The organism is Rhizobium skierniewicense Ch11 (assembly GCF_023757665.1).
Classification (GTDB): Bacteria; Pseudomonadota; Alphaproteobacteria; order Rhizobiales; family Rhizobiaceae; genus Agrobacterium; species Agrobacterium skierniewicense.
In genome coordinates this window covers 109,372-133,872 of sequence record NZ_RXPG01000021.1, presented here as the reverse complement: position 1 = coordinate 133,872, position 24,501 = coordinate 109,372, and the positions used below count along the sequence as shown (strand labels likewise).

General features: G+C 58.0%; 24 protein-coding genes. 14 read left to right on the top strand and 10 right to left on the bottom strand.

Annotated features, from left to right (window positions below; genetic code table 11):
- Position 1: 1 nt before the first annotated feature.
- The 4 genes from ftsZ (at position 2) to recN (ending at position 5,761) form a co-directional block, all read left to right on the top strand.
- On the top strand, positions 2–1,744 hold the full coding sequence (ftsZ, locus tag EKM04_RS14885; RefSeq protein ID WP_174153511.1) for a cell division protein FtsZ: 1,743 nt from the start codon (positions 2–4) through the stop codon (positions 1,742–1,744).
- Between the two features lie 266 nt (positions 1,745–2,010).
- Positions 2,011–2,970 carry a UDP-3-O-acyl-N-acetylglucosamine deacetylase gene (lpxC, locus tag EKM04_RS14880; protein WP_174153510.1) on the top strand — a complete coding sequence of 320 codons (960 nt, stop codon included), beginning with the start codon at positions 2,011–2,013 and terminating at the stop codon, positions 2,968–2,970.
- A gap of 234 nt (positions 2,971–3,204) precedes the next feature.
- Positions 3,205–4,071 carry an outer membrane protein assembly factor BamD gene (locus tag EKM04_RS14875; protein ID WP_174153509.1) on the top strand — a complete coding sequence of 289 codons (867 nt, stop codon included), beginning with the start codon at positions 3,205–3,207 and terminating at the stop codon, positions 4,069–4,071.
- A gap of 16 nt (positions 4,072–4,087) precedes the next feature.
- Positions 4,088–5,761, top strand: a complete 1,674-nt coding sequence (gene recN / locus EKM04_RS14870; RefSeq protein ID WP_183895493.1) for a DNA repair protein RecN — start codon at positions 4,088–4,090, stop codon at positions 5,759–5,761.
- Here the strand turns inward: recN and EKM04_RS14865 are convergent.
- Positions 5,758–6,372: a LysE family translocator gene (locus EKM04_RS14865; protein ID WP_183895495.1), complete on the bottom strand. Its 615-nt coding sequence runs from the start codon at positions 6,370–6,372 to the stop codon at positions 5,758–5,760. The two genes, recN and EKM04_RS14865, sit on opposite strands and share 4 nt — an antisense overlap.
- A gap of 114 nt (positions 6,373–6,486) precedes the next feature.
- Between EKM04_RS14865 and ligA the strand changes: the two genes are divergently transcribed.
- Positions 6,487–8,661: an NAD-dependent DNA ligase LigA gene (gene ligA / locus EKM04_RS14860; RefSeq protein ID WP_183895497.1), complete on the top strand. Its 2,175-nt coding sequence runs from the start codon at positions 6,487–6,489 to the stop codon at positions 8,659–8,661.
- 86 nt (positions 8,662–8,747) lie between these two features.
- On the opposite strand, the gene EKM04_RS14855 is transcribed toward ligA, so the two are convergent.
- Positions 8,748–9,692 (bottom strand): bile acid:sodium symporter family protein, encoded by a 945-nt coding sequence (locus tag EKM04_RS14855; RefSeq protein ID WP_183895499.1) that lies wholly within the window; start codon positions 9,690–9,692, stop codon positions 8,748–8,750.
- A gap of 112 nt (positions 9,693–9,804) precedes the next feature.
- Positions 9,805–10,719: a DMT family transporter gene (locus EKM04_RS14850; protein ID WP_183895501.1), complete on the bottom strand. Its 915-nt coding sequence runs from the start codon at positions 10,717–10,719 to the stop codon at positions 9,805–9,807.
- A gap of 136 nt (positions 10,720–10,855) precedes the next feature.
- Here EKM04_RS14850 and EKM04_RS14845 point away from each other — a divergent pair, with 136 nt between their 5' ends.
- Both EKM04_RS14845 and EKM04_RS14840 read left to right on the top strand, forming a co-directional pair.
- Positions 10,856–11,446 carry a 3'-5' exonuclease gene (locus tag EKM04_RS14845; RefSeq protein WP_174153503.1) on the top strand — a complete coding sequence of 197 codons (591 nt, stop codon included), beginning with the start codon at positions 10,856–10,858 and terminating at the stop codon, positions 11,444–11,446.
- 66 nt (positions 11,447–11,512) lie between these two features.
- A complete protein-coding gene (locus tag EKM04_RS14840) occupies positions 11,513–11,998 on the top strand; it encodes a CreA family protein (RefSeq protein ID WP_183895502.1) in 486 nt (161 codons plus the stop codon).
- 119 nt (positions 11,999–12,117) lie between these two features.
- Here the strand turns inward: EKM04_RS14840 and EKM04_RS14835 are convergent, their stop codons facing one another.
- Positions 12,118–12,585 (bottom strand): chemotaxis protein CheW, encoded by a 468-nt coding sequence (locus tag EKM04_RS14835; RefSeq protein WP_174153501.1) that lies wholly within the window; start codon positions 12,583–12,585, stop codon positions 12,118–12,120.
- Between the two features lie 226 nt (positions 12,586–12,811).
- On the opposite strand from EKM04_RS14835, the gene EKM04_RS14830 reads away from it, so the two are divergent.
- From EKM04_RS14830 to EKM04_RS14815, 4 genes are all read left to right on the top strand, one after another.
- Positions 12,812–12,970 carry a hypothetical protein gene (locus EKM04_RS14830; RefSeq protein ID WP_183895503.1) on the top strand — a complete coding sequence of 53 codons (159 nt, stop codon included), beginning with the start codon at positions 12,812–12,814 and terminating at the stop codon, positions 12,968–12,970.
- Between the two features lie 126 nt (positions 12,971–13,096).
- Positions 13,097–13,696: an SCO family protein gene (locus EKM04_RS14825; protein ID WP_183895504.1), complete on the top strand. Its 600-nt coding sequence runs from the start codon at positions 13,097–13,099 to the stop codon at positions 13,694–13,696.
- Positions 13,697–13,791: 95 nt separating this feature from the next.
- Positions 13,792–14,670 (top strand): 50S ribosomal protein L11 methyltransferase, encoded by an 879-nt coding sequence (locus tag EKM04_RS14820; protein WP_174153499.1) that lies wholly within the window; start codon positions 13,792–13,794, stop codon positions 14,668–14,670.
- Between the two features lie 88 nt (positions 14,671–14,758).
- On the top strand, positions 14,759–16,594 hold the full coding sequence (locus tag EKM04_RS14815) for an aminopeptidase P family protein (RefSeq protein ID WP_183895505.1): 1,836 nt from the start codon (positions 14,759–14,761) through the stop codon (positions 16,592–16,594).
- Here EKM04_RS14815 and EKM04_RS14810 read toward each other — a convergent pair.
- The gene (locus EKM04_RS14810; RefSeq protein ID WP_183895506.1) at positions 16,584–16,898 is read right to left on the bottom strand and encodes an AzlD family protein; all 315 of its coding nucleotides are present in this window, start codon (positions 16,896–16,898) and stop codon (positions 16,584–16,586) included. The two genes, EKM04_RS14815 and EKM04_RS14810, sit on opposite strands and share 11 nt — an antisense overlap.
- Complete coding sequence (locus EKM04_RS14805) at positions 16,895–17,617, bottom strand: AzlC family ABC transporter permease (protein ID WP_183895507.1); 723 nt, start codon at positions 17,615–17,617, stop codon at positions 16,895–16,897. Before EKM04_RS14805 ends, EKM04_RS14810 begins: the two co-directional genes overlap by 4 nt.
- A 129-nt stretch (positions 17,618–17,746) precedes the next feature.
- Between EKM04_RS14805 and EKM04_RS14800 the strand changes: the two genes are divergently transcribed.
- Positions 17,747–17,998: a DUF2164 domain-containing protein gene (locus tag EKM04_RS14800; RefSeq protein ID WP_183895509.1), complete on the top strand. Its 252-nt coding sequence runs from the start codon at positions 17,747–17,749 to the stop codon at positions 17,996–17,998.
- A gap of 156 nt (positions 17,999–18,154) precedes the next feature.
- Here the strand turns inward: EKM04_RS14800 and pncA are convergent, their stop codons facing one another.
- The gene (gene pncA, locus EKM04_RS14795) at positions 18,155–18,781 is read right to left on the bottom strand and encodes a bifunctional nicotinamidase/pyrazinamidase (protein ID WP_183895511.1); all 627 of its coding nucleotides are present in this window, start codon (positions 18,779–18,781) and stop codon (positions 18,155–18,157) included.
- A gap of 437 nt (positions 18,782–19,218) precedes the next feature.
- Here pncA and EKM04_RS14790 point away from each other — a divergent pair, with 437 nt between their 5' ends.
- Entirely contained in the window at positions 19,219–20,487 is a 1,269-nt protein-coding gene (locus EKM04_RS14790; protein ID WP_174153493.1) for a DUF2778 domain-containing protein, read from the top strand.
- A gap of 6 nt (positions 20,488–20,493) precedes the next feature.
- Here the strand turns inward: EKM04_RS14790 and EKM04_RS14785 are convergent, their stop codons facing one another.
- Together EKM04_RS14785 and EKM04_RS14780 are read right to left on the bottom strand one after the other, a co-directional pair.
- Complete coding sequence (locus tag EKM04_RS14785) at positions 20,494–20,916, bottom strand: DMT family transporter (protein WP_183895513.1); 423 nt, start codon at positions 20,914–20,916, stop codon at positions 20,494–20,496.
- Positions 20,913–21,395 carry a DMT family transporter gene (locus tag EKM04_RS14780; protein WP_183895514.1) on the bottom strand — a complete coding sequence of 161 codons (483 nt, stop codon included), beginning with the start codon at positions 21,393–21,395 and terminating at the stop codon, positions 20,913–20,915. The genes EKM04_RS14785 and EKM04_RS14780 overlap by 4 nt, the downstream gene beginning before the upstream one ends.
- Positions 21,396–21,501: 106 nt before the next feature.
- Here EKM04_RS14780 and EKM04_RS14775 point away from each other — a divergent pair, with 106 nt between their 5' ends.
- The gene (locus tag EKM04_RS14775) at positions 21,502–21,669 is read left to right on the top strand and encodes a hypothetical protein (RefSeq protein WP_183895700.1); all 168 of its coding nucleotides are present in this window, start codon (positions 21,502–21,504) and stop codon (positions 21,667–21,669) included.
- An 80-nt stretch (positions 21,670–21,749) separates the two neighbouring features.
- Here EKM04_RS14775 and EKM04_RS14770 read toward each other — a convergent pair whose 3' ends face one another.
- Positions 21,750–24,230, bottom strand: a complete 2,481-nt coding sequence (locus tag EKM04_RS14770) for an ATP-dependent helicase (protein ID WP_183895516.1) — start codon at positions 24,228–24,230, stop codon at positions 21,750–21,752.
- Positions 24,231–24,501: the final 271 nt, after the last annotated feature.

The following is a 24,501-nucleotide window of genomic DNA, read 5'->3' as shown; positions in this document are numbered from 1 at the left end:
AATGACGATACAGCTGCAAAAGCCAGACATCACCGAGCTGAAGCCGCGCATCACCGTTTTCGGCGTCGGCGGTGGCGGCGGTAACGCTGTCAACAACATGATCACGGCTGGCCTCCAGGGCGTCGACTTCGTCGTTGCCAACACGGATGCGCAGGCTCTGACGATGACCAAGGCCGACCGGGTCATTCAGCTCGGCGTCAACGTCACCGAAGGTCTGGGCGCCGGTTCGCAGCCGGAAGTCGGCCGCGCTGCTGCCGAAGAGTGCATCGATGAAATCATCGACCACCTGAACGGCACGCACATGTGCTTCGTCACTGCCGGCATGGGTGGTGGTACCGGTACCGGTGCTGCTCCCGTCGTCGCGCAGGCTGCCCGCAACAAGGGCATTCTGACGGTTGGTGTCGTTACCAAGCCTTTCCACTTCGAAGGCGGTCGCCGTATGCGTCTGGCCGAACAGGGCATCGAGGAACTGCAGAAGTCCGTCGATACGCTGATCGTCATTCCAAACCAGAACCTTTTCCGTATTGCCAACGACAAGACGACCTTTGCCGATGCCTTCGCAATGGCTGACCAGGTTCTCTACTCCGGCGTTGCCTGCATTACCGATCTTATGGTGAAGGAAGGTCTCATCAACCTCGACTTCGCCGACGTTCGCTCAGTCATGCGCGAAATGGGCCGTGCGATGATGGGTACAGGTGAGGCTTCCGGTCAGGGCCGTGCCATGCAGGCTGCGGAAGCGGCGATTGCCAACCCGCTGCTCGACGAAACATCGATGAAGGGCGCGCAAGGTTTGCTGATCTCCATTACCGGTGGTCGCGACATGACGCTGTTCGAAGTCGACGAAGCGGCGACCCGCATTCGCGAAGAAGTCGATCCGGACGCAAACATCATCCTGGGCGCGACATTCGACGAAGCGCTGGAAGGCCTCATCCGCGTATCCGTCGTTGCCACCGGGATCGACCGCATCCCTGGCCAGATGGAACGCAACGCCGAAGAGCTTCGCCAGGCTGCCGCTGCAAAGCCACTTATCCGTCCTTCCGCGGCCGTTGCTTCTGCTCCGGCCGCAGTTCAGCCTGCCCCAGTCATGCAGGCACCAAAGACGAACGTCGATCCTATTGCCCAGACCATTCGCGAAGCCGAGATGGACCGGGAACTGGCCCTGGCGGCTGCTGAACAGCGGCTTCGTCAGGCACAGGCAGAAGCCGAATTCCGTCCTCAGAGCAAGTTGTTCGCAGCTGCTCCAGCGGAAGCACCGGTTGCTGCTCGCCCCGCAGCACCGGTGCACACCGCACCTGCCTACCATGCTCCAGAACAGGTCGCAGCACCTGCTCCGCGCATGCAGGCGCCGGCTCCAGTTTACCATGAGCCAGCGCCAGTCGCCCGTGCGCCTGAGCCGGTCCGCATGCCAAAGGTCGAGGATTTCCCTCCGGTCGTCAAAGCCGAGATGGATCACCGCGCCCACCCGGCCTCTGCTGTTCCGGAAGAGCGTGGCCCAATGGGTCTTTTGAAGCGCATCACCAACTCGCTCGGTCGCCGCGAAGAGGAAGAGGCCGTTCCATCCGACATGATGGACGCGCCAAGCATGGCCACTCAGCAGCGTCGCCCGCTGTCTCAGGAAGCCAGCCTCTACGCACCGCGCCGTGGCAATCTGGACGATCATGGCCGTCAGACACCGTCGTCTGCCAGCCAGCACGATGACGATCAGCTCGAAATCCCGGCTTTCCTTCGCCGCCAGTCGAACTGATCCAATGTGATTCTGCATCCAACCGATACCCGGGCTCGAAAGGCCCGGGTATCGTTGTTTTAAAGCGACGGAGAATGGTGCCGGTTTGATAGCAATTTCAATGTTTTGGGTCTGTTACAAAACGAAATCAACAGTGATTTGAGATGGCAAGGTACTGGGTTTAAGTATGACGGCAGACGAGGACATAAAACGACGCTTATTTGTCTCGGTTGAATTGGGATCATGCCTGTGTGAAAGGCAGATCCACACGTAAGGACTTGAATAGCATGACCATCGGACTGCTCGGTTTCCAGACAACTATCGCCAATTCTGTTCAGCTTGAAGGCATTGGCGTTCATTCCGGTAATCCTGCGTCCGTCACGTTTCTGCCAGCGGAAGCGGGTACGGGCATCGTCTTCAGCCGTCAGTATGAAAATGGCAGCACAGTTGAAATCAAGGCCGTTTCGTCCAACGTGGGTAACACCGATCTCTGCACCGTCATCGGCCGCTCGGCCACGCAGTCCGTCTCGACAGTCGAGCACATCATGGCTGGTATCTACGCCATGGGTATCGACAATCTGATCGTTGAAGTCGATGGCCCTGAAATTCCGATCATGGATGGTAGCTCTGCACCTTTCATCGACGCCATCGAATCAGCCGGTATCAAGAGCCTTGGCGTTAAGCGTCCTTACATCCGCGTGACCAAGCCTGTGCGCATCGAGGCTGGTGCATCATGGGCGGAGTTCCGGCCCTATGACGGCACCCGTTTTGAAGTCGAAATCGATTTCGATACGCCATTGATCGGCCGCCAGGTGTGGAAGGGTGATTTGACGCCTGAAACGTTCAAGAACGAACTTTCCCGTGCCCGTACCTTTGGTTTCATGCGCGACGTCGAACGCCTTTGGGCCGCCGGTTACGCGCTGGGTTCGTCGCTGGAAAACTCGGTGGTCATTTCTGATGACAACACTGTTATCAACATGGAAGGTCTACGTTACGAGAAGGACGAATTTGTCCGTCACAAGACGCTGGATGCGGTTGGCGATCTGGCCCTCGCAGGTGCGCAGTTCATCGGCTGCTATCGGTCCTATCGCGGTGGCCACAAGGTCAACGCCAATGCGCTTAAGGCTTTGTTGAGCGATCCGTCGGCCTACGAGATTGTCGAGGCACCCGCTGTGCGTCAGCCTGTTGTGCGTGTCCGTGAATTCGTCGCCGTTCAGCAGCCTGTCTTTGCACCGTGGTCTGCGTAATTTCTTCCATCATCTTTCAAAGAGCCGTCCATCAGGGCGGCTTTTTTGTATTGGACGTTGATAAGCAAAATAAAATGACGGCTTTACGGTAAAGATAATCACCAGTTGCGTGACCTCGTGCCATAAAAATGCGTTATTGCGTCATCATTGCGTTGCCCTGCGGACGCTTTTATGGCTAGAAACGCCACTGGAAAGCCGATGTTCTGTTGTGACGCAGGAAGTGGGAACTGACGAATGAAGCGTGTAGTGTCTGGTGCGATGAATGGAACGGTGCGGGGAGTGCTCGTTTCGCTGATGCTGATCGGCGCCGGAACGCTGGTAACGGCTTGCCAATCCGATCCCGATATCGACATCACCAAGCTTGGTGTCGAGACCGATCCACCAGACGTGCTCTACAAGCAGGGTCTCGCCAACATGAATGCTGGCAACATGACCGAGGCCGGTCGCAAGTTCTCCGCCATCGACAAGCAGTATCCATTTACGGAGTGGGGCCAGAAGGCCCTGGTGATGAACACGTTCATCGCGACGCGCCAGAGCAAGAACGAAGTGGCTATCGCATCGGGTTCGCGCTTTCTCAAGCAGTACCCGCGCGCCAAGGATGCCGCCTACGTTCAGTATATGATTGGTCTTGCCTATTCCAAGCAGATAGCGGACGTAACACAGGACCAGCGCGCCGCGCAGCGCACCATCGATGCGATGAACAAGGTCGTCAACGATTATCCGACATCGGAATATGTGCCCGACGCCCAGGCGAAAATCCGTTTCGCGCGTGACCAGCTCGCAGGCCGTGAAATGCAGGTTGGCCGTTATTACCTGGAGCGCAAGGAATACCTCGCTGCGGTTTCCCGGTTCCGTATCGTTATCGAACAGTACCAGAACACCAACCAGATCGAAGAAGCGCTGGCACGCATCGCCGAAGCCTATTATGCAATGGGCCTGACGGACGAGGCGCAGACGGCTGCTGCCGTTCTTGGCAACAACTACCCCGACAGCCAGTGGTATGACGATTCCTACAAGCTGTTGAAGGGGCAGGGACTTGAGCCACGCGAAAACAAGGAATCGTGGATTTCCCGCGCCGGCAAGAAGCTTGTGGGTGCCTGAGAGCAGAGCATAATTCATGTTGGTCCAGCTATCGATCCGCGACATCGTTCTGATCGAACGGCTCGACCTTGGGTTCGAGGCCGGCCTTTCCGTGCTGACCGGCGAAACGGGCGCGGGCAAATCCATTCTTCTCGACAGTCTGTCGCTTGCCCTTGGCGGGCGCGGCGATGGCGGTCTTGTGCGCCATGGCGAAGACAAGGGCCAGGTCACGGCCACCTTCGAAGTGGGCATGGAGCATCCCGCCCGTCTGATGATGCGGGACAACGGTCTCGATGATGACGGTGATCTGATTTTCCGTCGTGTCCAGTCCGCTGATGGGCGCACCAAGGCCTATGTCAACGATCAGGCTGTTTCCGTCCAACTGATGCGCCAGCTTGGCCAGCACATGGTCGAAATCCACGGTCAGCACGACGACCGCGCCTTGGTGGACACCAATGCGCACCGAACGCTTCTGGATGCCTTTGCCGGATTGAGCGAGGACGTCGTGTCGGTACAGGGGCTTTACCGCACCTGGAAAGATGCCGAGCGTGGCCTGAAGGCTCACCGCGCCAAGGTGGAGGCCGCCGCCCGCGAGGCGGATTATCTGCGTGCCTCGGTCGAGGAGCTCGAAATACTGGCACCAACGGATGGCGAAGAGGACGAATTGGCCGAACGCCGCGCCGTCATGCAGAAGTCGGAGCGCATCGCAGGCGATATCGCCGAGGCGAGCGATTTTCTGAACGGCAATGCTTCGCCTGTGCCCGTCATCGCATCCATGATGCGGCGACTGGAGCGCAAGAGCCATGAAGCACCGGGCCTGCTGGAAGAAACCGTTCAACTGCTGGATGCCGCACTGGACAACCTTTCCAACGCGCAGATGGAAGTCGAATCGGCATTGCGCCGCACCGAATTCGATCCGCGTGAGCTGGAGCGCGTCGAGGAGCGCCTGTTTGGTCTGCGCGCCGCCGCCCGCAAATATTCCGTGCCTGTGACCGAACTTCCGGCCTTGGCCGAACGCATGGTGGCTGATCTCGCCGATCTGGATGCGGGCGAGGAAAAGCTGGCCCAGCTTGAAAAGCATCTGGCCGTCGTGAAAACCGATTTCGATCGGGCCGCTCAATCATTGTCGGACAAACGACATCATGCGGCGTCGGCACTTTCCGAAGCCGTCATGGCCGAGCTGCCCGCGTTGAAGCTGGAGCGTGCGCGCTTCACCGTGGAAGTCACCAGCGATGCATCTTCCGGAACGGCTGAGGGCATCGATGTCGTGGAGTTCCACGTACAGACGAACCCCGGCACACGCCCCGGACCCATCATGAAAGTGGCGTCTGGCGGTGAACTTTCGCGCTTCCTGCTGGCATTGAAAGTGGCGTTGGCAGATCGCGGGTCTGCCCCGACGCTGGTCTTCGATGAAATCGACACGGGCGTCGGTGGTGCGGTGGCAGATGCCATCGGCCAGCGATTGAAACGCCTGTCGAAAACCGTGCAGGTTCTGTCCGTCACCCACGCGCCGCAGGTGGCCGCGCGCGCAGCCACACATTTGCTGATCTCCAAGGGACCATCCGGCGATGGCACCGACCGCATTGCCACCCGCGTTGCGACCATGCAGCCCGAACACCGCACCGAAGAAATTGCCCGCATGCTGGCCGGTGCTTCCGTGACGGATGAGGCGAGGGCGGCGGCCGCGCGTTTGCTGGCGGCTAAGGATTAGCGGCTCACTGCCACCGCCACGCCCGAACCGATCATGACCCCGCCCGCTGTCCGATTGACCTGCCGCACGATTTTAGGCGAGCGCAGCAAGCTGCGAGCACGCACGGCCAATGCCACATGGCCACCGATGACGATGGCCTCGACGCAGAGAATGACGCTGGCCAATACGGCGAGATGATCGACCGTCAGCGATGCTCCGACGACATTTGGCAGCAGCGCCACATAAAACAACGGCATTTTTGGATTGCCGAGATTGAGCGCCATGCCGGTCGCGAAGATCGACAACAAGCTGCCGCGTGTTTTGACAGAGTGAAGATCAGACACAACCGGTTCTGCCGTCCATAATCTGATGCCCATCCAGATCAGGTACGCCGCACCTGCGGAGCGGAGGACGGTCATCAATGTTCCCATTTCTGCAGCCAGGATGGATAGGCCGAAGGCGGCGAGGGTCAGGAAAATCAGGATGCCCGCGACGGTGCCCGCGCCATAGGCAAGGCCGGATGCCGCGCCATGAGTGATGGTGCGCGCCACGATAGTCATATTGTCGGGCCCGGGACTGGCGGCGAAAACGAGGAAGGCAGCGGCAAAGGCGACCAACGTCATGAAGTCCATGCGGATATTCCCTTTGTGATTCAGTCCCGATTTTCAGAGTACCGGAAAGCAGGATGTTGAAAAGTGGCCCACCTTCGTTAAAAACGAATTCTGTTCACGCAAGAGGCCTGCCCGATGTCCGAAGATCAAACCCCGGTGGAAAAACTGTCCGAGCTCGAGGCTTCTGCCGAGCTTGCCTTTCTGGCGGCAGAGCTTGAGCGGCATGACGCACTCTACCACGGCAATGATGCGCCGGAGATCTCTGACGCCGAATATGATGCGCTGAAGCGCCGCAATGACGCGATCGAGGCGGCATTCCCCGATCTTGTGCGAGCCGACAGCCCATCCAGGAAAGTGGGCTTCGCGCCGCTGCCCACCTTCGCGCCCATCGTTCATGCGCGCCCCATGCTGTCGCTTGGTAACGCGTTTTCCGATGAAGACGTCCAGGATTTCGTGGCCTCGGTCTATCGCTTCCTGGGCAACCCGCCGGACGATTCGATTGCCTTCACCGCGGAACCGAAGATCGACGGCCTCTCCATGTCGATCCGTTACGAGGGCGGCAAGTTGAAGACCGCCGCGACCCGTGGCGATGGCACCACCGGTGAGAACGTGACGGCCAATATCATGACCATCACCGAAATCCCCAACACATTGCCGAAGGGCGTGCCTGACGTGGTGGAGGTGCGCGGCGAGGTCTATATGGCCAAGAGCGATTTTCTGGCCCTGAACGCGCAGATGGAAGCTGAGGGGAAGCAGACCTATGTCAACCCGCGCAACACCGCGTCCGGCTCGCTGCGGCAGCTGGATGCGACTGTGACGGCAAAACGCAAGCTGCGCTTCTTTGCCTATGCCTTGGGCGAGGTGTCCGATGGCGGTCAGCCCACACGTCTTGCCGACACCCAGTTCGGTATCGTGCAAAAGTTCAGGGAATGGGGCTTTCCGGTCAATCCCTTCATGAAGCGATTCACGTCCGGCCAGCAACTGATTGAACATTATCAGGAAATCGGCATCGCCCGACCCGATCTCGATTATGATATCGATGGCGTCGTCTACAAGGTGGACCGTCTGGATTTGCAGGAGCGCCTTGGCTTTCGCTCTCGCAGCCCGCGCTGGGCAACCGCGCATAAGTTTCCGGCAGAACAGGCTTTTACGACAGTCGAAAAGATCGAGATACAGGTGGGTCGCACCGGCGCGCTGACACCGGTCGCTCGGCTGACGCCCATTACCGTGGGCGGCGTTGTGGTGACAAATGCGACGCTGCACAATGCCGATTACATCGAGGGCATCGGCAACAATGGCGAACGCATTCGCCCCGAGGATCACGATATCCGCGTGGGCGATACGGTGATTGTGCAGCGTGCGGGCGATGTTATTCCGCAGGTGCTTGATGTTCTGGTGGAAAAGCGCGAGGCCGGTTCAAGGCGTTATGAATTTCCGAAGCAATGCCCGGTTTGTGGCAGTCACGCGGTGCGCGAACGCAATGAGAAAACCGGCAAACTCGATTCTGTCACTCGCTGCACGGGCGGGTTTGCCTGCTCGGCACAGGCGAAGGAGCACCTCAAGCATTTCGTTTCGCGCAATGCCTTCGATATCGAAGGGCTTGGCACCAAGCAGATCGATTTCTTTTTCGAGAGCGAAGACCCGGCGCTGGCGATCAAGACCGCGCCAGATATCTTCACCCTCAAAAAGCGGCAGGAAGACTCGCATCTCACCAAGCTGGAAAACATAGACGGCTTTGGCAAAACCAGCGTGAAGAAGCTCTTCGACGCGATCGATGCGCGCCGCGAGATCGATCTCCACCGGCTGATTTTTGCGCTCGGTATTCGCCATGTTGGGGAAACGACGGGAAAGCTTCTGGCGCGCACCTATGGCACCTACGCGTATTTCGAGGAGGCCATGAAAGCTGCTGCTGATCTGACGGGCGATGCGTGGGCCGAGCTCAACAGCATTGACGGTATCGGCGAAGTCGTGGCCCGCGCCGTCGTGGAATTCTACAAGGAGCCGCGCAATCTCGATGTCATCGACAGACTGATGAAGGAGCTTCGCCCGAAGGAAGCCGAAAAGCCGACAACGGAGGGAAGCCCCGTGGCGGGCAAGACGGTCGTCTTCACCGGCTCGCTCGAGAAATTCACCCGTGACGAGGCAAAGGCCCGCGCCGAAAGCCTGGGTGCAAAGGTGGCAGGCTCCGTCTCCAAGAAGACCGACTACGTGGTAGCCGGTCCGGGTGCAGGCTCCAAGCTGGACAAGGCCCGCGAGCTCGGCGTGCAGACGATGGATGAGGATGAGTGGCTGGCGCTGATCGCAGGGTAGGGCGTTCGCGCGCGTTCAGGCGCAGCAGCGCTCGTTTGTCTGGGCTGTCTGCTTCATTTCAGCTGAGCAGGCTCCGGCCTGTTGCTTCAACCATCAGCCTTTACATCGTCTGAACGCCCGGCAAACCAATTGGCCAGCAGCGCACCCGAGATATTGTGCCAAACACTAAAAATGGCGCTTGGTACTGCTGCAAGCGGTGAGAAGTATGCCGTTGCGAGAGCGGCTCCAAGTCCGGAATTCTGCATGCCGACCTCAATGGCGATGGCCTTGCGCTTTGCAAGGGTCAAACCACAGGCTTTTGCTGCAAAAAATCCGAGCAGATAACCAAGTCCGTTGTGAAGGATGACGACAGCGAAGATCATCAGCCCGGATTGCACGATTGCCGCCTTGGACCCGCCAACCACAGCGGACACGATCAGCACGATGCCGATGACGCTCACCAGTGGCAAGGCTGGGACTGCAGCCTTGACGAAGGTTGGCAGGAGCTTCTGAAGGGCTGCACCGAGTGCGAGTGGCACGAGTACGACCTTGATGATGCTCATGAACATGGCCCAGCCATCCACTGGCAGATACTGGCTGGCAAACATCCACACCAGAAATGGCGTGATGATGGGCGCGGCGAGGGTTGTTACCGAGGTACAGGCAACAGAAAGCGCGACGTCGCCTTTGGAAAGATAGGTCATGACATTGGAGGACGTGCCACCTGGGCAGCAGCCAACCAGGATTACGCCAGCAGCGACTTCGGGTGGCATGGGGATAAGGCGTGTCAGAAGTACTGCAAGCAGCGGCATGATCAGAAATTGCCCCATAACGCCAATTGTCACGTCGAACGGACGCTTGACGACCTCCCGGAAGTCATCCAGCGACAGAGTAAGGCCCATGCCGAACATGATGATGGACAAGAGCGTAACGATCCAGGGGCCGATTTGCTTAAACGTTTCAGGGAAGAAAAAGCCGAGGAACGCAAACAGGACAACCCAAGCGGCAAATGTTTTGCCAACAAATGATGATACCAGCGCCAATGTCTTCACGTTCGTTTCCCTCCGCCTTGTTCACGGGGACGTCTAAAGGCACGATCCTGACTGTCAAGGTCATGACGCACGTCATCTGACCAGCATCACGCGAATCCAGGCAGCGTAATCCTTAGCTGGCATGTTTGCCGCGCAACACCCTCCCATCGATCGCCGCCAACCCACCGGCAATCATCGCCATGCCGATGAGGTGTTTTGTTTCCAGCTGTTCGCCCAGCACCAGGGAGCCCAGCAGAATGGCGCTGACGGGGATGAGGAATGTCACCAGGGCCAGGTTGGTGGCGCCGGCTGATGAGAGAATGCGGAAGAAGATGAGGTAGGCGAGCGCGGTGGAGAGAAGGGCTATACCCAAGAGTGCGGCCAATGCCTCGCCGCTTGGCATGGCGAGGGTCCATGGCTGGTCGATGATGAGCGCCAGAGGGGTGAGCATGATGGTGGACGCGGAAATCTGGCCCGTCGCGGTAACCAGCGGTGGCACGCCCATGGTCTTGAAGCGTCGCCCGAAAATGCCTGCGAAAGCATAGGAAATCGCCGCGCCCAGAATGGCGAGTTGCCCCCATAGGCTGGAGCTTTCGCCTGTGAGGACAGCCGGGCCGACCATGGTGGCGACGCCGGCAAAGCCGATGATGATGCCTGCCAGCTTGTTGATGGTCAGCTTTTCGTCGCTCGTCAGCATATGTGCGACGATGACGGTAAAGAGCGGCGTGGTGGCGTTGAAAATGGAGGCGACGCCGCTGGCGATATGGGTCTGGCCCCAGACGATAAGGCAGAAGGGAATGATGTTGTTCAGCAGCCCCATGCCGAAGAAGGCGCCCAGTACCCCTGGGGCTCTGGGCATTCGGTAGCCCATGATGCCGCAGACGGTGAGCAAGGCCAGCGCAGCGATGGAGACGCGCAGTGTAACGATGGTCACTGGTGGCAGTTCTTTCACGGCGATGCCGACGAAGAAGAACGATCCACCCCACAGGATCGACAGGGCAACCAGCAACGCCCATTCGGTCGCGTTCATCTGTTTCTGCACGACCATGTTTGATATACCCTCGTCGTTGATTCTGGCTCTTGTTTAATCCGCTGACATACGCGGTACCACCCGGTTCCTGCGGGGCGGTTCATTTTCGCGATCGTTTGCTTTATGCCGTGCAAAGAACAACCGAGGATCACCTTTGAAAACCATCGCCATCGATTTCGAAACCGCCAATGAGGAGCGCGGCAGCGCATGCTCTGTCGGTCTGGCATGGATCGAAAACGGACGAATCGTGCGGGTGGAGGAGCGGTTGATCCGTCCGAAGGACATGCGGTTTTCGCCGTTCAACGTCGCCATTCACGGCATAAAGCCTCGGGATGTGGAAGACGCGCCGGAGTTTCCCGAGGTGATGGACGAGTTCGCCGATGATCTCCGCGATGCGACGATGATTGCCCATAATGCAGCCTTCGATTTCAGCGTGATGCGGGCAAGTTTCGACAAATATCGCCAGAGCTACCCGCAGCTCTCCTATTTCTGCAGCGTGAAGATGTCACAGCGCGTCTGGCCGTCGTTGCCGTCGCACAAACTCAACATCATTGCCCACCATCTGCAACTGCGTTTCGTACACCACAATGCCGCAGAAGATGCCGTCGTCTGTGCGGCTGCATCGATCGCGGCGGCCAAAGAGCTTGCCGTCGAACATATCCACCATATACCGGAAAAGATCGGTATGGTGACCGGGCGGCTTCATGCCACTGGCTATGCACCCTGTACTATGAGAAAACGCTGATATCACGCCTTGTTGTCCGCCGTCGCAGACCTATCTCTATGTCAGTGCATCAAAGGGGTTAGGGTAATGGCTAAAGCGTTTCGTTCCATTGTGGCTGCGGGCCTCGTTCTTCTGCCTGTCGGCGCTGTTGCACAGGTGGTGGGAAAAGTTGGTGTCGATTGGACAGGCAACGACATTGTCGTCGAGGCGATTGCCGACCCCGAGGTCAAGGGTGTGACTTGCCACGTGACCTATTTCGATCGGGGTGTGATCGACCGGCTGAAGAACGGCAACTGGTTCGAAGATCCATCCAACAACGCCATTTCATGCAGCCAGACCGGCCCCGTGGAAGTGGGCGACATCGATCTTGGCACAAAGGGCGAGGAAGTCTTCCGGCAGGGTATGTCTCTGGTCTGGAAGAAGATGGTCGTCAACCGCATTTACGACAAGCCGAACGACACGCTGATATACCTCGTGCACACCCGCGAATTGACCGACGGTTCCGCCAAGATGGCGATTTCGACCGTGCCGCTCTATGGGCAGGCGGTAACATGGAAGAATGGAAAGCCGTAAGGTTTCCGGCAACGCAGCAGGGTAACGGCTCACGCCCGGTATGACCGATGAGAGAGCGTTGAAAACAAAAACGGCGAGCTGTGATGCTCGCCGTTTGCGTTCTTCGTGTATCTTTGGCCTCAAGCGGCTTCGCGCGAAAGCTCGTCGGCGATGACGGTGTCGAGGTTGAGGAAGCAGACCATGCTCTTTTCCAGCGCCACGATGCCGTGGCAGAAATTGCGCTGGTCTTCCGGGATGATTTCAGGCGCGGGCTGAAGGTCTTCGGATTTGATGGTCATCATGTCGGAGACCTGTTCGACCAGAAGGCCGACCAGCTTGCCGCCGATATCCGTGACGATGATGGCGGAGCGCTCGGATGGTTCCGTCATCTTCATGCCCAGGCGGCACGCCATGTCGATGACCGGAATAACCGCGCCGCGAAGGTTGATGAGGCCCAGAACATAAGGTGGCGTGTGCGGCATCGGTGTCACCGGTGCCCAGCCGCGAATTTCGCGAATCACCATGATATCGATGCAGAATTCCTGATCGCCGAGATGGAAGGAAACGATTTCAAGATATGCGCCGGATTGCTTGATGGCGTTTGACATGGTCTGAACTTTTCCTCACGGCTCTCTGGCTGGCCGTTTCTATTTCGGTGGTAATGCGGTGTCGGAAAATCGTCCGGTGACATCATGTCTTGCGCCTATGGCGGACCGCTGACGAGCATCATGCCCGAAAACAATTTAAACTTTCCCTAACGGACTGCTGTAAAGAGCCAGGAGACGTGCGTTATTTACGGTTCCACGCGGGCTTGTTTGGCGGTATAGACAAAGCATGAAATCTGTACTCGCGTCTCAGTTCAAAATGCTTGGTTTCGCGGTTGCTACCGGCGCAGCATTGCTTCTGGCTGTCTTGACGTTTCAGGGATGGATGCGCCATGGAACGGATATATTCCTGTCTGCCGTTCAAAGCGGGATCGCCTGGTGCCTTTGAGTGCCTCGGCATTTGAGACAAAACAGCGCGGTGAGCGCAATGTGACATTTCCTGAATTGCAGACCTTTATGGTGCTGGTCTAGAAGCATGTCAGGAAAGCTGGCTCATTGCTGATCGGGGAATGGCATGAAAAATATTCGTATTGCGCTTTGGGGTGCTGTCGTCGTTCTGATCGGTGTCATGGGCTGGCTGACAATGGAACTGACCAAGGGCCGCGAGCAGATGGTCGAGGAAGTCTACGGCGTTCCCTTCCAGCTGGTTGCACAGAACGGCCAACCGATTACGGAGAAAGCCTTTCAGGGCAAGCCGACGGCTTTGTTCTTCGGCTTTACCCATTGCCCCGAAGTCTGCCCGACCACGCTGTTCGAACTGAATGGCTGGATGGAAAAGGTTGACCCGGCAGGCGACAAGATGCAGGCCTATTTCGTATCCGTCGACCCTGAGCGGGATACGCCCGAAATTCTCAACCAGTATGTTCCCAATGTTTCCAAACGCATCATCGGTATTACCGGTACGCCGGAAAAGATTGCCGAAACGCTGAAGGGTTACCGCATCTATGCCAAGAAGGTCCCTGTGGATGACAAGGACCCGAGCGGCGATTACACCATGGATCATACCGCATCGGTTATACTGCTGGACGCGAAGGGACGCTTCGCAGGCACCATCGCCTATGGTGAAAACTCCGACGTCGCTATCAAGAAGCTGCAAAATCTCACCAAGACCTGATCTTTGATTGATAATCGCACCTGCGGTCCATTGGACTGCTGCCGCTTTTATGGCAAAGGCTGACAGCTGAAACATTTGCTTAGAAAGTCTCAGCCGTGAGCGAAATCCGTCTTTATGTGTCCACCACCGAAGTTCAATCGGGCGATGTTCTCGATTTGCTGTCTGAGGTCTTTGGTGAAGAAGATATAGCCATCGCCAACACCGAGGTGGATGAGAAGCGCGACATTTGGGAAACCTCGGTCTATCTCTATGAAAATGATGAGGACGAGGTTCGCGACCGTGTGACCGAGGCGCTGGCGTCTGCATTTCCACATCTGACACTCATGCGCGAAGTCATTCCAGATGAGGATTGGATCGCCAAATCGCTGGAAGGCCTGACGCCGGTGCGGGCAGGGCGATTCCTTGTCCACGGCTCGCATGACCGCGACAAGGTCCGCATCAACGATCTGGCCATCGAAATCGAAGCGGGCCAAGCCTTCGGCACAGGGCACCACGGCACGACGGCCGGTTGCCTGGAGATGATCGAGCAGGTCTTGCGGGCGAGGACCGTTCGCAATGCTTTGGATCTCGGCACGGGCAGTGGTGTTCTCGCCATCGCCGTTGCCAAGATGCGGCCGGTGCCTGTGCTTGCGACGGATATCGACCCCATCGCCATCAAGGTGGCGAAGGAAAATGCACGGCTGAACGGCATCGTCTCGGGAATGTCGCTGGAAACAGCCCCCGGTTTCCACTCGGATGCCTTTCGCAAGCACGGACCGTTTGATCTCATCATCGCCAATATCCTGGCGCGACCGCTGATCAAAATGGCGCCGCAACTGGTCACGCATTTGGCGCCGGGCGGTACGGTCATTCTATCAGGCATTCTCGCATCGCAGCGCTGGAAGGTGCTGTCTGCCTATAATGGCATGCATCTCAGCCACGTCCGCACGTTGTGGCGCAATGGCTGGGTCACGATCCACCTGCGTAAGGACTGAGTGTTGTAAAGACACGCCTTTCGTCTGGACGTTGGCAAGTGTGACGCGATAAGGTCCGATGCGAAATCAGGCATTCGGAAAGCAGCTCATGTTCCAGTCATTCGAAAACAAATCCACACCGCAATTCGGCAAGGCCCGCGTAGACGCCCTGCGGGCGACCTTCGACGCGCTCGAAATCGATGGCTTTCTGGTGCCACGGGCCGATGAATATCAGGGCGAATATGTGCCTGAATCGGCTGAGCGTCTGGCATGGCTGACAGGCTTTACCGGCTCTGCGGGTGTCGTACTCGTAACGCGGTTCGAAGCCATCGTCTTTGTCGATGGCCGCTATACGACGCAGCTCGTTTCCCAGGTCGATCCCGCAGCTTTCCGGGGCGGCGATCTGGTGGGCGCACCGCCTTCAAAATGGCTTGCGGACAATGCTCCCGAAGGCTTTCGTCTGGGTATCGACCCCTGGCTGCATACCGGCGCCGAAGTGAAGCGTTTTGAAAAGGCGCTGGCGGACAAGGGCGGTTCGGTCGTGCTTCTCGCGGAAAATCCGCTGGATTCGCTATGGACTGATCGCCCGGCCGAGCCGCTGGAGCCGGTTACCATTCAGCCCGACGCCGTAACAGGTATTCCGGCGCAGATGAAGGTCACGACCATCGGTGAGATTGTCGCGGCGCGCAAAGCCCACGCTGTTCTGATGACGGACCCGTCCTCCATCGCCTGGACATTCAACATTCGCGGCAACGATGTGCCGCATACACCGCATCCTTTGGCCCGCGCCATCATTTATGCCGATGGCAGTGCCGATCTTTTTATGGATGAACGCAAGGTTGGTGAGGACGCCAAGGCCTATCTCGCGCCACTGGCGACGCTGTTGCCACCTGGCGATATCGAGGCACGGCTGCATGCCATTGCCAGTGCGGCCGGACGTATTCTGACTGATGTGGATGTGACGCCCGTCGCGCTGACGCTGTCCATCACCGAAGCCGGTGGGCAGGTCGTGGAGGCGGTCGATCCTGTCAAGCTGCCACGGGCCTGCAAGAACGAGGCGGAAATCGCCGGTTCGGCTGCAGCGCACATACAGGACGGCGCTGCCATGGTGGAGTTTCTTGCGTGGCTGGATCAGCAACAGCCCGGCACGCTGACGGAAATCAAGGCGGTAACAGCACTTGAGGCCATACGGGCGAGGGTTGGTCAGACGCTGCAGAACCCGCTCAAGGACATTTCCTTCGATACGATTTCAGGTGCGGGCGAAAACGCCGCTATCATGCATTACCGCGTTACCACCGATAGCGACCGGGCCTTGAATGACGGTGAGATGTTTCTGGTCGATTCCGGCGCGCAATATATCAACGGCACGACCGATATCACCCGCACGGTCGCCATCGGCAACGTGCCGGAAGAGCAGAAGCGGTTCTTTACGCTGGTGCTCAAGGGCTTCATCGCCATCAGCGTCGCGCGTTTTCCCGTTGGCACGCGCGGCTGTGATCTCGATCCCCTGGCGCGCATCGCGCTTTGGAAAGCCGGTGCGGATTACGCCCACGGTACAGGTCATGGCGTTGGCTCCTATCTGTCCGTCCATGAGGGACCACAGCGTATTTCCCGCGTTTCGCAGCAGGAAATTCTTCCAGGCATGATCCTGTCGAACGAGCCGGGCTATTACCGACCCGGTGCATTCGGTATTCGTATCGAGAACCTTGTCTGGACGCGGGAGGCGCAGGCCGTCGAGGGTGGCGAGCTGCCGATGCTGTCCTTCGAAACACTGACCTGGTGCCCTGTCGACCGCCGCCTTATCATCGTCTCGCTCCTGACCGATGAGGAACTCGATTGGTTGAACGCCTACCATGCGCAGGTTCGCGAAAAGCTGATGCCGCTCATTTCCGACGCTGAGGTGCAGCAATGGCTGACCGCCGCGACAGAGACGCTCACGCGATAGAAAAGTGGCGCATCGCCACCGCGAGTGCCCAGCCTGATCCCAGCATGATCAGGCCGGGAAAACGCAGGCCCACGATGAGCGCAAAAATCATCGCCAACTTTACCTCGTATCCGCCTTCAAAAAAGGCGGGTGCGACGAGCGTGGTGAGAACGGCCACGGGCACGGCGTTGAGACCAGCTTCGACGCGGGGAGGGATGGTCTTCATGCGCGTCATCAGCACATATCCGCCCACACGCGTGATGTAGGTGGCGATTGCGCCTGCGAAAATAATGAACAGGGTTTGAGCATCGAAAAACGCGTTCATCGCACTGCCTCCTCATTCGACAGGGCCGGTTCATCATCGCTGCGAGCGGGCGGAAAAATGACAGCAACGAGAATGCCAGCCATGGCGCCGATGCTGACATGCCATGGAGAGCCGACGAAATGGAAAGCGGCGATTGCGCCAACGGCACTGGCCAGCATGACCGGGTAGAAGCTGGCGCGTTTGCGAAATCCTAAAACCATGCCCATGAAGTAGATGGGCAACAGCACATCGAAGCCCGCTGCCTTCGGATCACCGATCAGATTGCCCAGCGATGCGCCGAGAACGGTGGAGATCATCCACAGCACATAGACGATGGCGGCATAGCCTATGTAACAGGCGTAGCTGACGCTTCCTGTCTTTTCCTTCAGGCGAACGGCCTCAGCGAACTGCGGATCTACCAGGAAAAAGAAGCCAAATGCTTTCTTGGCGAACGACCATTCCGGTACGATGCGCACCATGGCGGCGGAATAAAGCACATGGCGAAAATTCACGGCGAAGATCGACAGAACAACCAGCCATGCGGGCAGGTTCTGATTGAACAGCTCGATGCCCACAAGTTGGCTCGCGCCTGCGTAAATGAGGCCGCTCATCAACGTCGCCTCAAAAATGGTCATGCCGTTATCAATTGCCACGGCGCCGAACAGGGCGCCGAAGGGCAATACGGCGAGGGCAACCGGCAGGCCAAGTTTGAGGCCGGACCGAAAGGTCAAATCTGACATATGTTAGATACTCCGAAATCTATCCTGCTCCTATCGTTGCAGACGGCATCTGACAAACGAATTGCTGGAATAGATTGGATTGATTTGATTGAACGATCGACTAGGTTCCGTGCAACCGAGGGAGTGGTGATGAAAGACCTGAAACTGGAAAAGCAGCAAAAGGCAGACATGGTCACAGCCCTTCGCGGTTTTCTTAATGACGAGCTGGATGTCGATATCGGCGCCCTTCAGGTCGATATGCTGGTGGACCATCTCGCAGATGTCATTGGCCCTGTCTTCTACAACAAAGGCCTACGTGACGCTCATGAGGCTGTTTTACAGCGTATGGAGTATGCGGCGTCCGATATTGATCTGCTTGAACGGTCGGTCCCAAGCCGCTGACCGATCCCGTAATTGTTGCGGTCGCAAGACCGCTTGTCGTTGCGGGGTAACCTTAAGGATATGGTCAATGCTTACTGCCGCATTTCTCCAACGACGCGCCGAACCGATTGTGGAGGCTGGCGGCAAAACGTCCGGCAAAATTCTGCGGAATACAACTCAGTCGTTGAGAAGATCGCTGCTGTTGACGATGGAGACGCCCTTTGCTCGCATCGTAGCAATGGCTTTTCTGATTCCTTCAGGGTCGATGCCGCGGCTGGCGTCTTCGATGAAGCGAACCTTGACGTCCGGTAGCATCTCCACAGCATCCAGGGCCGAGAAGCTGACGCAATAGTCCGTCGCCAGCCCGCAAACGTCGAGCACAGTGACACCCTGCCGCTCCAGATATTCAGAAAGACCTGTCGTGGCGAACTGGTCGTTATCGCGAAACGCCGAGTAGCTATCGACGGCCGGATTTTCACCTTTTTGCTGAATGTAATCGAAGGTGTCCGTGTTCAGGTCCGGATGAAACTCGGCATCTGACGTTTCCTGTACGCAATGGTCAGGCCACAACACCTGCGGTTTTCCAGAGAGTTCACCCATCTCGAAAGGGTGTTTGCCGGGGTGCTGGGAGGCAAAGCTGCCGTGATTTGCGGGGTGCCAATCCTGCGAGGCAACGATGAGGTCGTAGCCGCCATTGTCGATCAGAGCATTGGCAATCGGGACGATCTTGTCTCCATCCGCCACAGCGAGATGTCCTCCGGGGCAGAACCCGTTCTGTATGTCGACCAGCAGCAGCGCCTTCATTTTTCTCTCCTACGTGATATAACAAGGATGCCAAGCTAGGGGGCTGGTATCAAGTGGAAATCCATACGTCCATGACCGGGCGCCGGGTCTGCCGCAAACCCGCCGTATTTGTAGCTAATTTTCGGCCAAGTCGGCATTTAGGGGAGCAGGTGTCGGTGGGGAATCACGTATATCCAGATCGAAATGTCTCGCCAGTCTCTTAACCAGTCTCCGCGTCGTCTTGGCGTGGCCAATTGGCGGCAGAGAGTGCGAGAAAAGCATGCAAGCTTCAAAGAACTGCGTTTTCAGGGGACTTGTAAAGACTTTGGTTACCATAATTCGGCATGCTTCGAACCTGTCCGCACCAAAGCCGTCGCGCATCGCGCACAGCTTTTTGGGCATACACACTGTCGCCGGAATGTCCCGGTTTTGCGTAAACGGTTCGAGTAACGAGTATCATGGCGTCATCAGTCGTGGCCTATAATGAGACGCGCGTCGGCCGCGCTTCCCTCACCAAGAAACGCAAGGCGTCCGGCCTGCGTGGGCTTCCCGCTCTGATCAGCGGGGGGGTCGTCGCAAGTGTCTGCGCCATGACGGCATTCGCTTCGCTTCATGGCATGGCACAAGCGTCGCATGGCACGCAGCCCTTCGACGTAAGGCTGGTGTCGCATCTGGACGGCCTGGAACACGGCGTGTTCGATAGTGCTGAGCGCAACGTTCACATTCGCAAATTCTCTCGCCTGTCCGATCATGGACAGAGCAGTCTCAAAGGCACCCGTCTTGCAGCCGAGCATCACATTGGTGCCAAGGCGTTTGCAGACCGTTTCGGTGCCGCAGCCGCCATCAATGCAAAGGGCCAGGCGACAATACAGGCCTTGGCTGCACTTCGCCCAGCCGCCATCGTTGATTCGGCACTTGGCCGCGAAACGGATAATCCGGAACTTGCCATGCTGGAAACGCAGGCGAAGGAACACCCGGCATTCGAAGTCGCGCTGGGCAAGCCACAGACGACGACAGACGACGAAATCGATCTGCTGCCGGAAACCGTTCCATTGCCGAACTTCCGCCCTGAGATCGCGCGTGCCGTCGATGTCGAGCCGACACCGCGTCCCGCCAGAATGTCGCTCGCCGAGAAACAGCTTGAGGCGCCAGCACCTGTCCCGGTTCAGCCACGTCCGGCAACCAACATGGTCGCGTTCGCTCGGCCTGACAATCCGATGCGTGAAACAAAGATGGATGCGGTTCCATGGCCTGATCGCGGTAACGGTACCGCCATTTATGATATTTCCGCAGGCGTGGTTCATCTGCCCAGTGGCGAGAAGCTTGAAGCCCATTCCGGTATCGGCAAGATGCGCGACAATCCCGATTTCGTGCATGTCAAAATGCGCGGAGCCACGCCGCCTTCGAGCTATAAGCTGACGATGCGTGAATCGCTCTTCCACGGTGTCGAGGCCATTCGCCTGACGCCGGAAAGCGGTGTCAATCCGCACGGCCGCAACGGTCTTCTGGCACACACCTACATGCTGGCCCGTCGTGGCGAGTCCAATGGCTGCGTCGTGTTCAAGGATTACTCGCGGTTCCTGGCCGCTTTCAAACGTGGTGAAGTCAAGCGTATCGTGGTCGTACCGAAACTGGCCGGGCGCCCGGCGATGACGGCCGGTGCCACCACGAACGGCAAAGGCAAGACGCTGTTCGGCATGTTCTCAAGTCGTGACACGGATTCGTGACCTCGACTATCTTCTGCGCTGTGTCAGCATCATTCCTCCGAGAATGAGCAATATGCCGGCTGCGCTGGCCCATAGGTCCGGTGGCTGATCGCTGAAGAGATCAAGCAACACGCCGGATACCATCTGACCGCTGATGACGAGAAGCGCCGTGTTGACGGCGCCGATGCGCGGAATAAGCCAGCTTCCCGATGCAATGAAGACGACACCGATGGGCCCGCCGACAAAGGCGTACCAGGGGGCATCGGTGATACCTTCCGGCCACAGACCGCCCAGCGTGAGACCCAATGCGGTCAGCACAATAAAACCGACGATATGGTTCCAGAAGGATGCGATCAGTGGCGAGTTCGACAGGCTGAGCCGACCGTTGATCTGGCGGCTGACCGAGACGAACAAGCCTCCGGCGAAGGCCATGGCGATCCAGAGCGTCATGCGGACCTCCCCACGAGAATGATGAGCGTGCTACCACCGAGGATCAAAGCAACAGCGCATAGGTCGGTCAGATCGGGTCTGCGTTTTGGCAAGCCGAACAATCCCCAGAGATCAGCGATCAGGCTGAAGATGACCTGACCGCCAAGCCCCAGCGCGATCGTGCCGGAGAGGGCGAGCGGCGAATTGACGGCCGTCGATGTCAGCATCACGATGGCTGCGCTGAACACGCCGCCGCAATAGGCCCAAACCGGCGCCTTGGGCCGCGCCTGCTTTCCACCAGCAGGTTTTTTGTAGAGGATCGCCAGATAGAGGATCGCCGCCAGGGTTCCGGTTCCATGCGCCGTCCAGGATGAGAATAGCGCATTGCCGTAAAGGGCGAGCATTCCATTGAAGTGGACCATCAGGGTCAAGAGGCACCCACTTGCAAACGCCGCGACGATATGGAGCGGGTTCAGCCGGGTGGAGGTATTGTTGGTCATGATACGCCGAATGCTGAGACTGTGATTCAGCTCTATCCGATATGCCCTTGAAGCGAAATTGATTTTCCTTGAAGCATGCACTCGGTGTTTCGCGCTGCAGCATTACATGGGAACCAAAATCGTCTTGGATGGTTATCTGGCCATGAAGAAAACAACCCGCAAACCACTGAACCGCATGACGATTTTCGTCATCTCTATTTTCATTCTCGCCATCGTGGTGGCCGCTGTGTACCTGATCGGCTTTACACCGGGCGAGACACCCATAGCGCAATAAATTGGTGTGACGTTATAGAGGTAGCGTCCAGCCAACGGCCAGCGCTACCTCAAACACGAAGGCGCATGAAGCAGGCCGCGTTAGCCTGATTTCTCAGCCCGCTCTACGAACCCATCCAAAACCCGCTTCTGTCCAGCGCGGTCGAAATCGATCGTGAGTTTGTTTCCTTCGACGCTGGCGACATTTCCGTTGCCGAACTTCATGTGAAAGACGCGGTCGCCAACGAAAAATTTTGATGGCGTGTCGGCCACGGATTTTGCAACGAGTTCACCATCGATCGTGCGGCTTTTCGGGCCGCTCTCGCCATAACCGATCCTGTCCACAGAATGGCCGGAGCGGCTTCCCCAATTGTCGCGGGTCGCGTCGGACTTGTTGGCCTGTGCGCGTTTCCAGCCGGGTGTTGAGTAATTGTTCGTGAAAGGATCCGCTGCATCGAAACGCGAATGGCCGTAGCCACCGCGCCCGCCATAACCGCCGTAGTTGCTGTCCGATGCAGAGACTTCGACATGGTTTGGCGGCAGCTCTTCCAGAAAGCGCGATGGGATCGTGGCCTGCCATAATCCGTGGATACGGCGGTTGGAGACAAACCAGATGTGGCAGCGGCGTTTCGCACGGGTGATGCCGACATAGGCCAGCCGACGTTCTTCTTCCAGACCCGAGCGGCCACCTTCATCCAGCGAGCGCTGGTGGGGAAACAGGCCTTCTTCCCAGCCGGGCAGAAACACGGTTTCAAATTCCAGCCCCTTAGCGGAGTGCAGCGTCATGATGGAGACGGCATCGAGCTCGGCGTTCTTTTCGGTGTCCATGACGAGCGCGACGTGCTCAAGGAAGCTGCGCATGCTCTCGTAGGCTTCCATCGAGCGGATAAGCTCTTTCAGGTTTTCCAGCCGGCCTGGACCTTCGGCGGTCTTGTCCGCCTGCCACATGGCGGTGTAGCCGCTTTCATCGAGGATTTGCTCGGCCAGCACCGTGTGCTCGGTGTTTTCCAACAGACCCTGCCAGCGACGAAAATCCTGGACGACGTCGAACAGCGCCTTGCGCGCCTTGGGCTTCAACTCGTCGGTTTCGATGATGTCTGCGGCGGCGGCCAGCATGGGAATGTCGCGGGCGCGCGCGTAATCATGCAGGTTGCGCACGGTGGTGTCGCCCAGACCACGCTTTGGCGTGTTGATGATGCGCTCGAAGGCCAGATCGTCTGCCGATTGGCAGACAAGGCGGAAATAGGCCAGCGCGTCGCGGATTTCCAGACGCTCATAGAATCGCGGACCGCCGATGACTCGGTAGTTCAAGCCCAGTGTCACGAAGCGGTCTTCGAATTCTCGCATCTGGAACGAGGCGCGCACGAGGATCGCCATGTTGTTGAGCGGATGCTTGGTGCGCTGAAGCTGTTCGATTTCCTCGCCGACGGCACGGGCTTCCTCTTCCGAATCCCATGCGGCGTGGACAACGACCTTTTCATCATCCGGTTCGGCGCGATCGGTGAACAGCGTCTTGCCGAGGCGACCTTCATTGTGGGCGATCAGATGACCGGCGGCACCGAGAATATGTTCGGTGGAGCGATAGTTGCGCTCCAGCTTGATGACCTTTGCGCCGGGAAAATCCTTGTCGAAACGCAGGATATTGTCTACCTCGGCGCCGCGCCAGCCATAGATCGACTGGTCGTCATCACCCACGCAGCACACGTTTTGCGGCTGGCCCTTAGAGCGCTGCGCCAGAAGCCGCAGCCACATATATTGGCAGGTATTGGTGTCCTGATACTCGTCCACCAGAATGTAGCGGAACTTCTGATGGTACTCTTTCAGAATATCGGGGTGATTTCGGAAGATGGTGATGGGGTGAAGCAGCAGGTCGCCGAAATCGCAGGCGTTCAGCGTCTTTAGACGTGCCTGATAGGCTGCGTAAAGCTCACGGCCCTTGCCATTGGCAAAGGCGCGGCTGTCGCCTTCCGGAATTTCCGGCGGTGTCAGGCCCTTGTTTTTCCAGCCGTCGATCATGCCGGCAAACTGTTTTGCAGGCCACCGCTTGTCATCCAGACCCTCGGCCTGGATGAGCTGTTTCAACAGGCGCACGACATCATCGGTATCGAGAATGGTGAAATCGGATTTCAAACCCATCAATTCGGCATGGCGGCGCAGCAGTTTGACGCCGATGGAGTGGAAGGTGCCGAGCCATGGCATGCCTTCGACCGCGCCGCCGACGAGAACGCCGATACGTTCCTTCATTTCGCGCGCCGCTTTGTTGGTGAAGGTCACCGCGAGGATCTGGCTGGGATAGACCCGGCCGGTCGCGAGAATATGCGCGATACGCGTGGTCAGCACGCGCGTCTTGCCGGTGCCCGCACCCGCGAGAACCAGAACGGGCCCTTCCAGCGTTTCGACAGCTTCGCGCTGCTCGGGGTTGAGGCCGGAGAGGTAATCCGGTGCCGCGCGTCCCTGATCGCGGGCGGCCATGGCGCGCGCGGCAATTCCCAGACCGCCCGCCTGGTCAGAGGTTGCAGGTTGGCGGCGAGGCTCGGAAGGTTCTTCGTCGAAGAACGGCATATCGTCGAAACTATTGCTCATGAGGCCCAATGTAGTGATTCGGCGGTGAAAGGCCAGAACCGTGTTCTGCTTTTATTCCGGTATCAACCGGCAAAGCGCCCATTCCAAGGCATTTTCTATATTAGCGTTGCGTTAGTGCTCATCGATGCGTCTATGAGAGGTTGCAAACGGGGCTATCGATAGAAAAGCGTCGTAAATTACCATTATGTAAGAAACGAATTTGTGCGTTGTGTTGTTTCAGGCAAGCACGGATACTGCGGGTAATTATGAGAGGGGCCGCAGTCTGTTGATC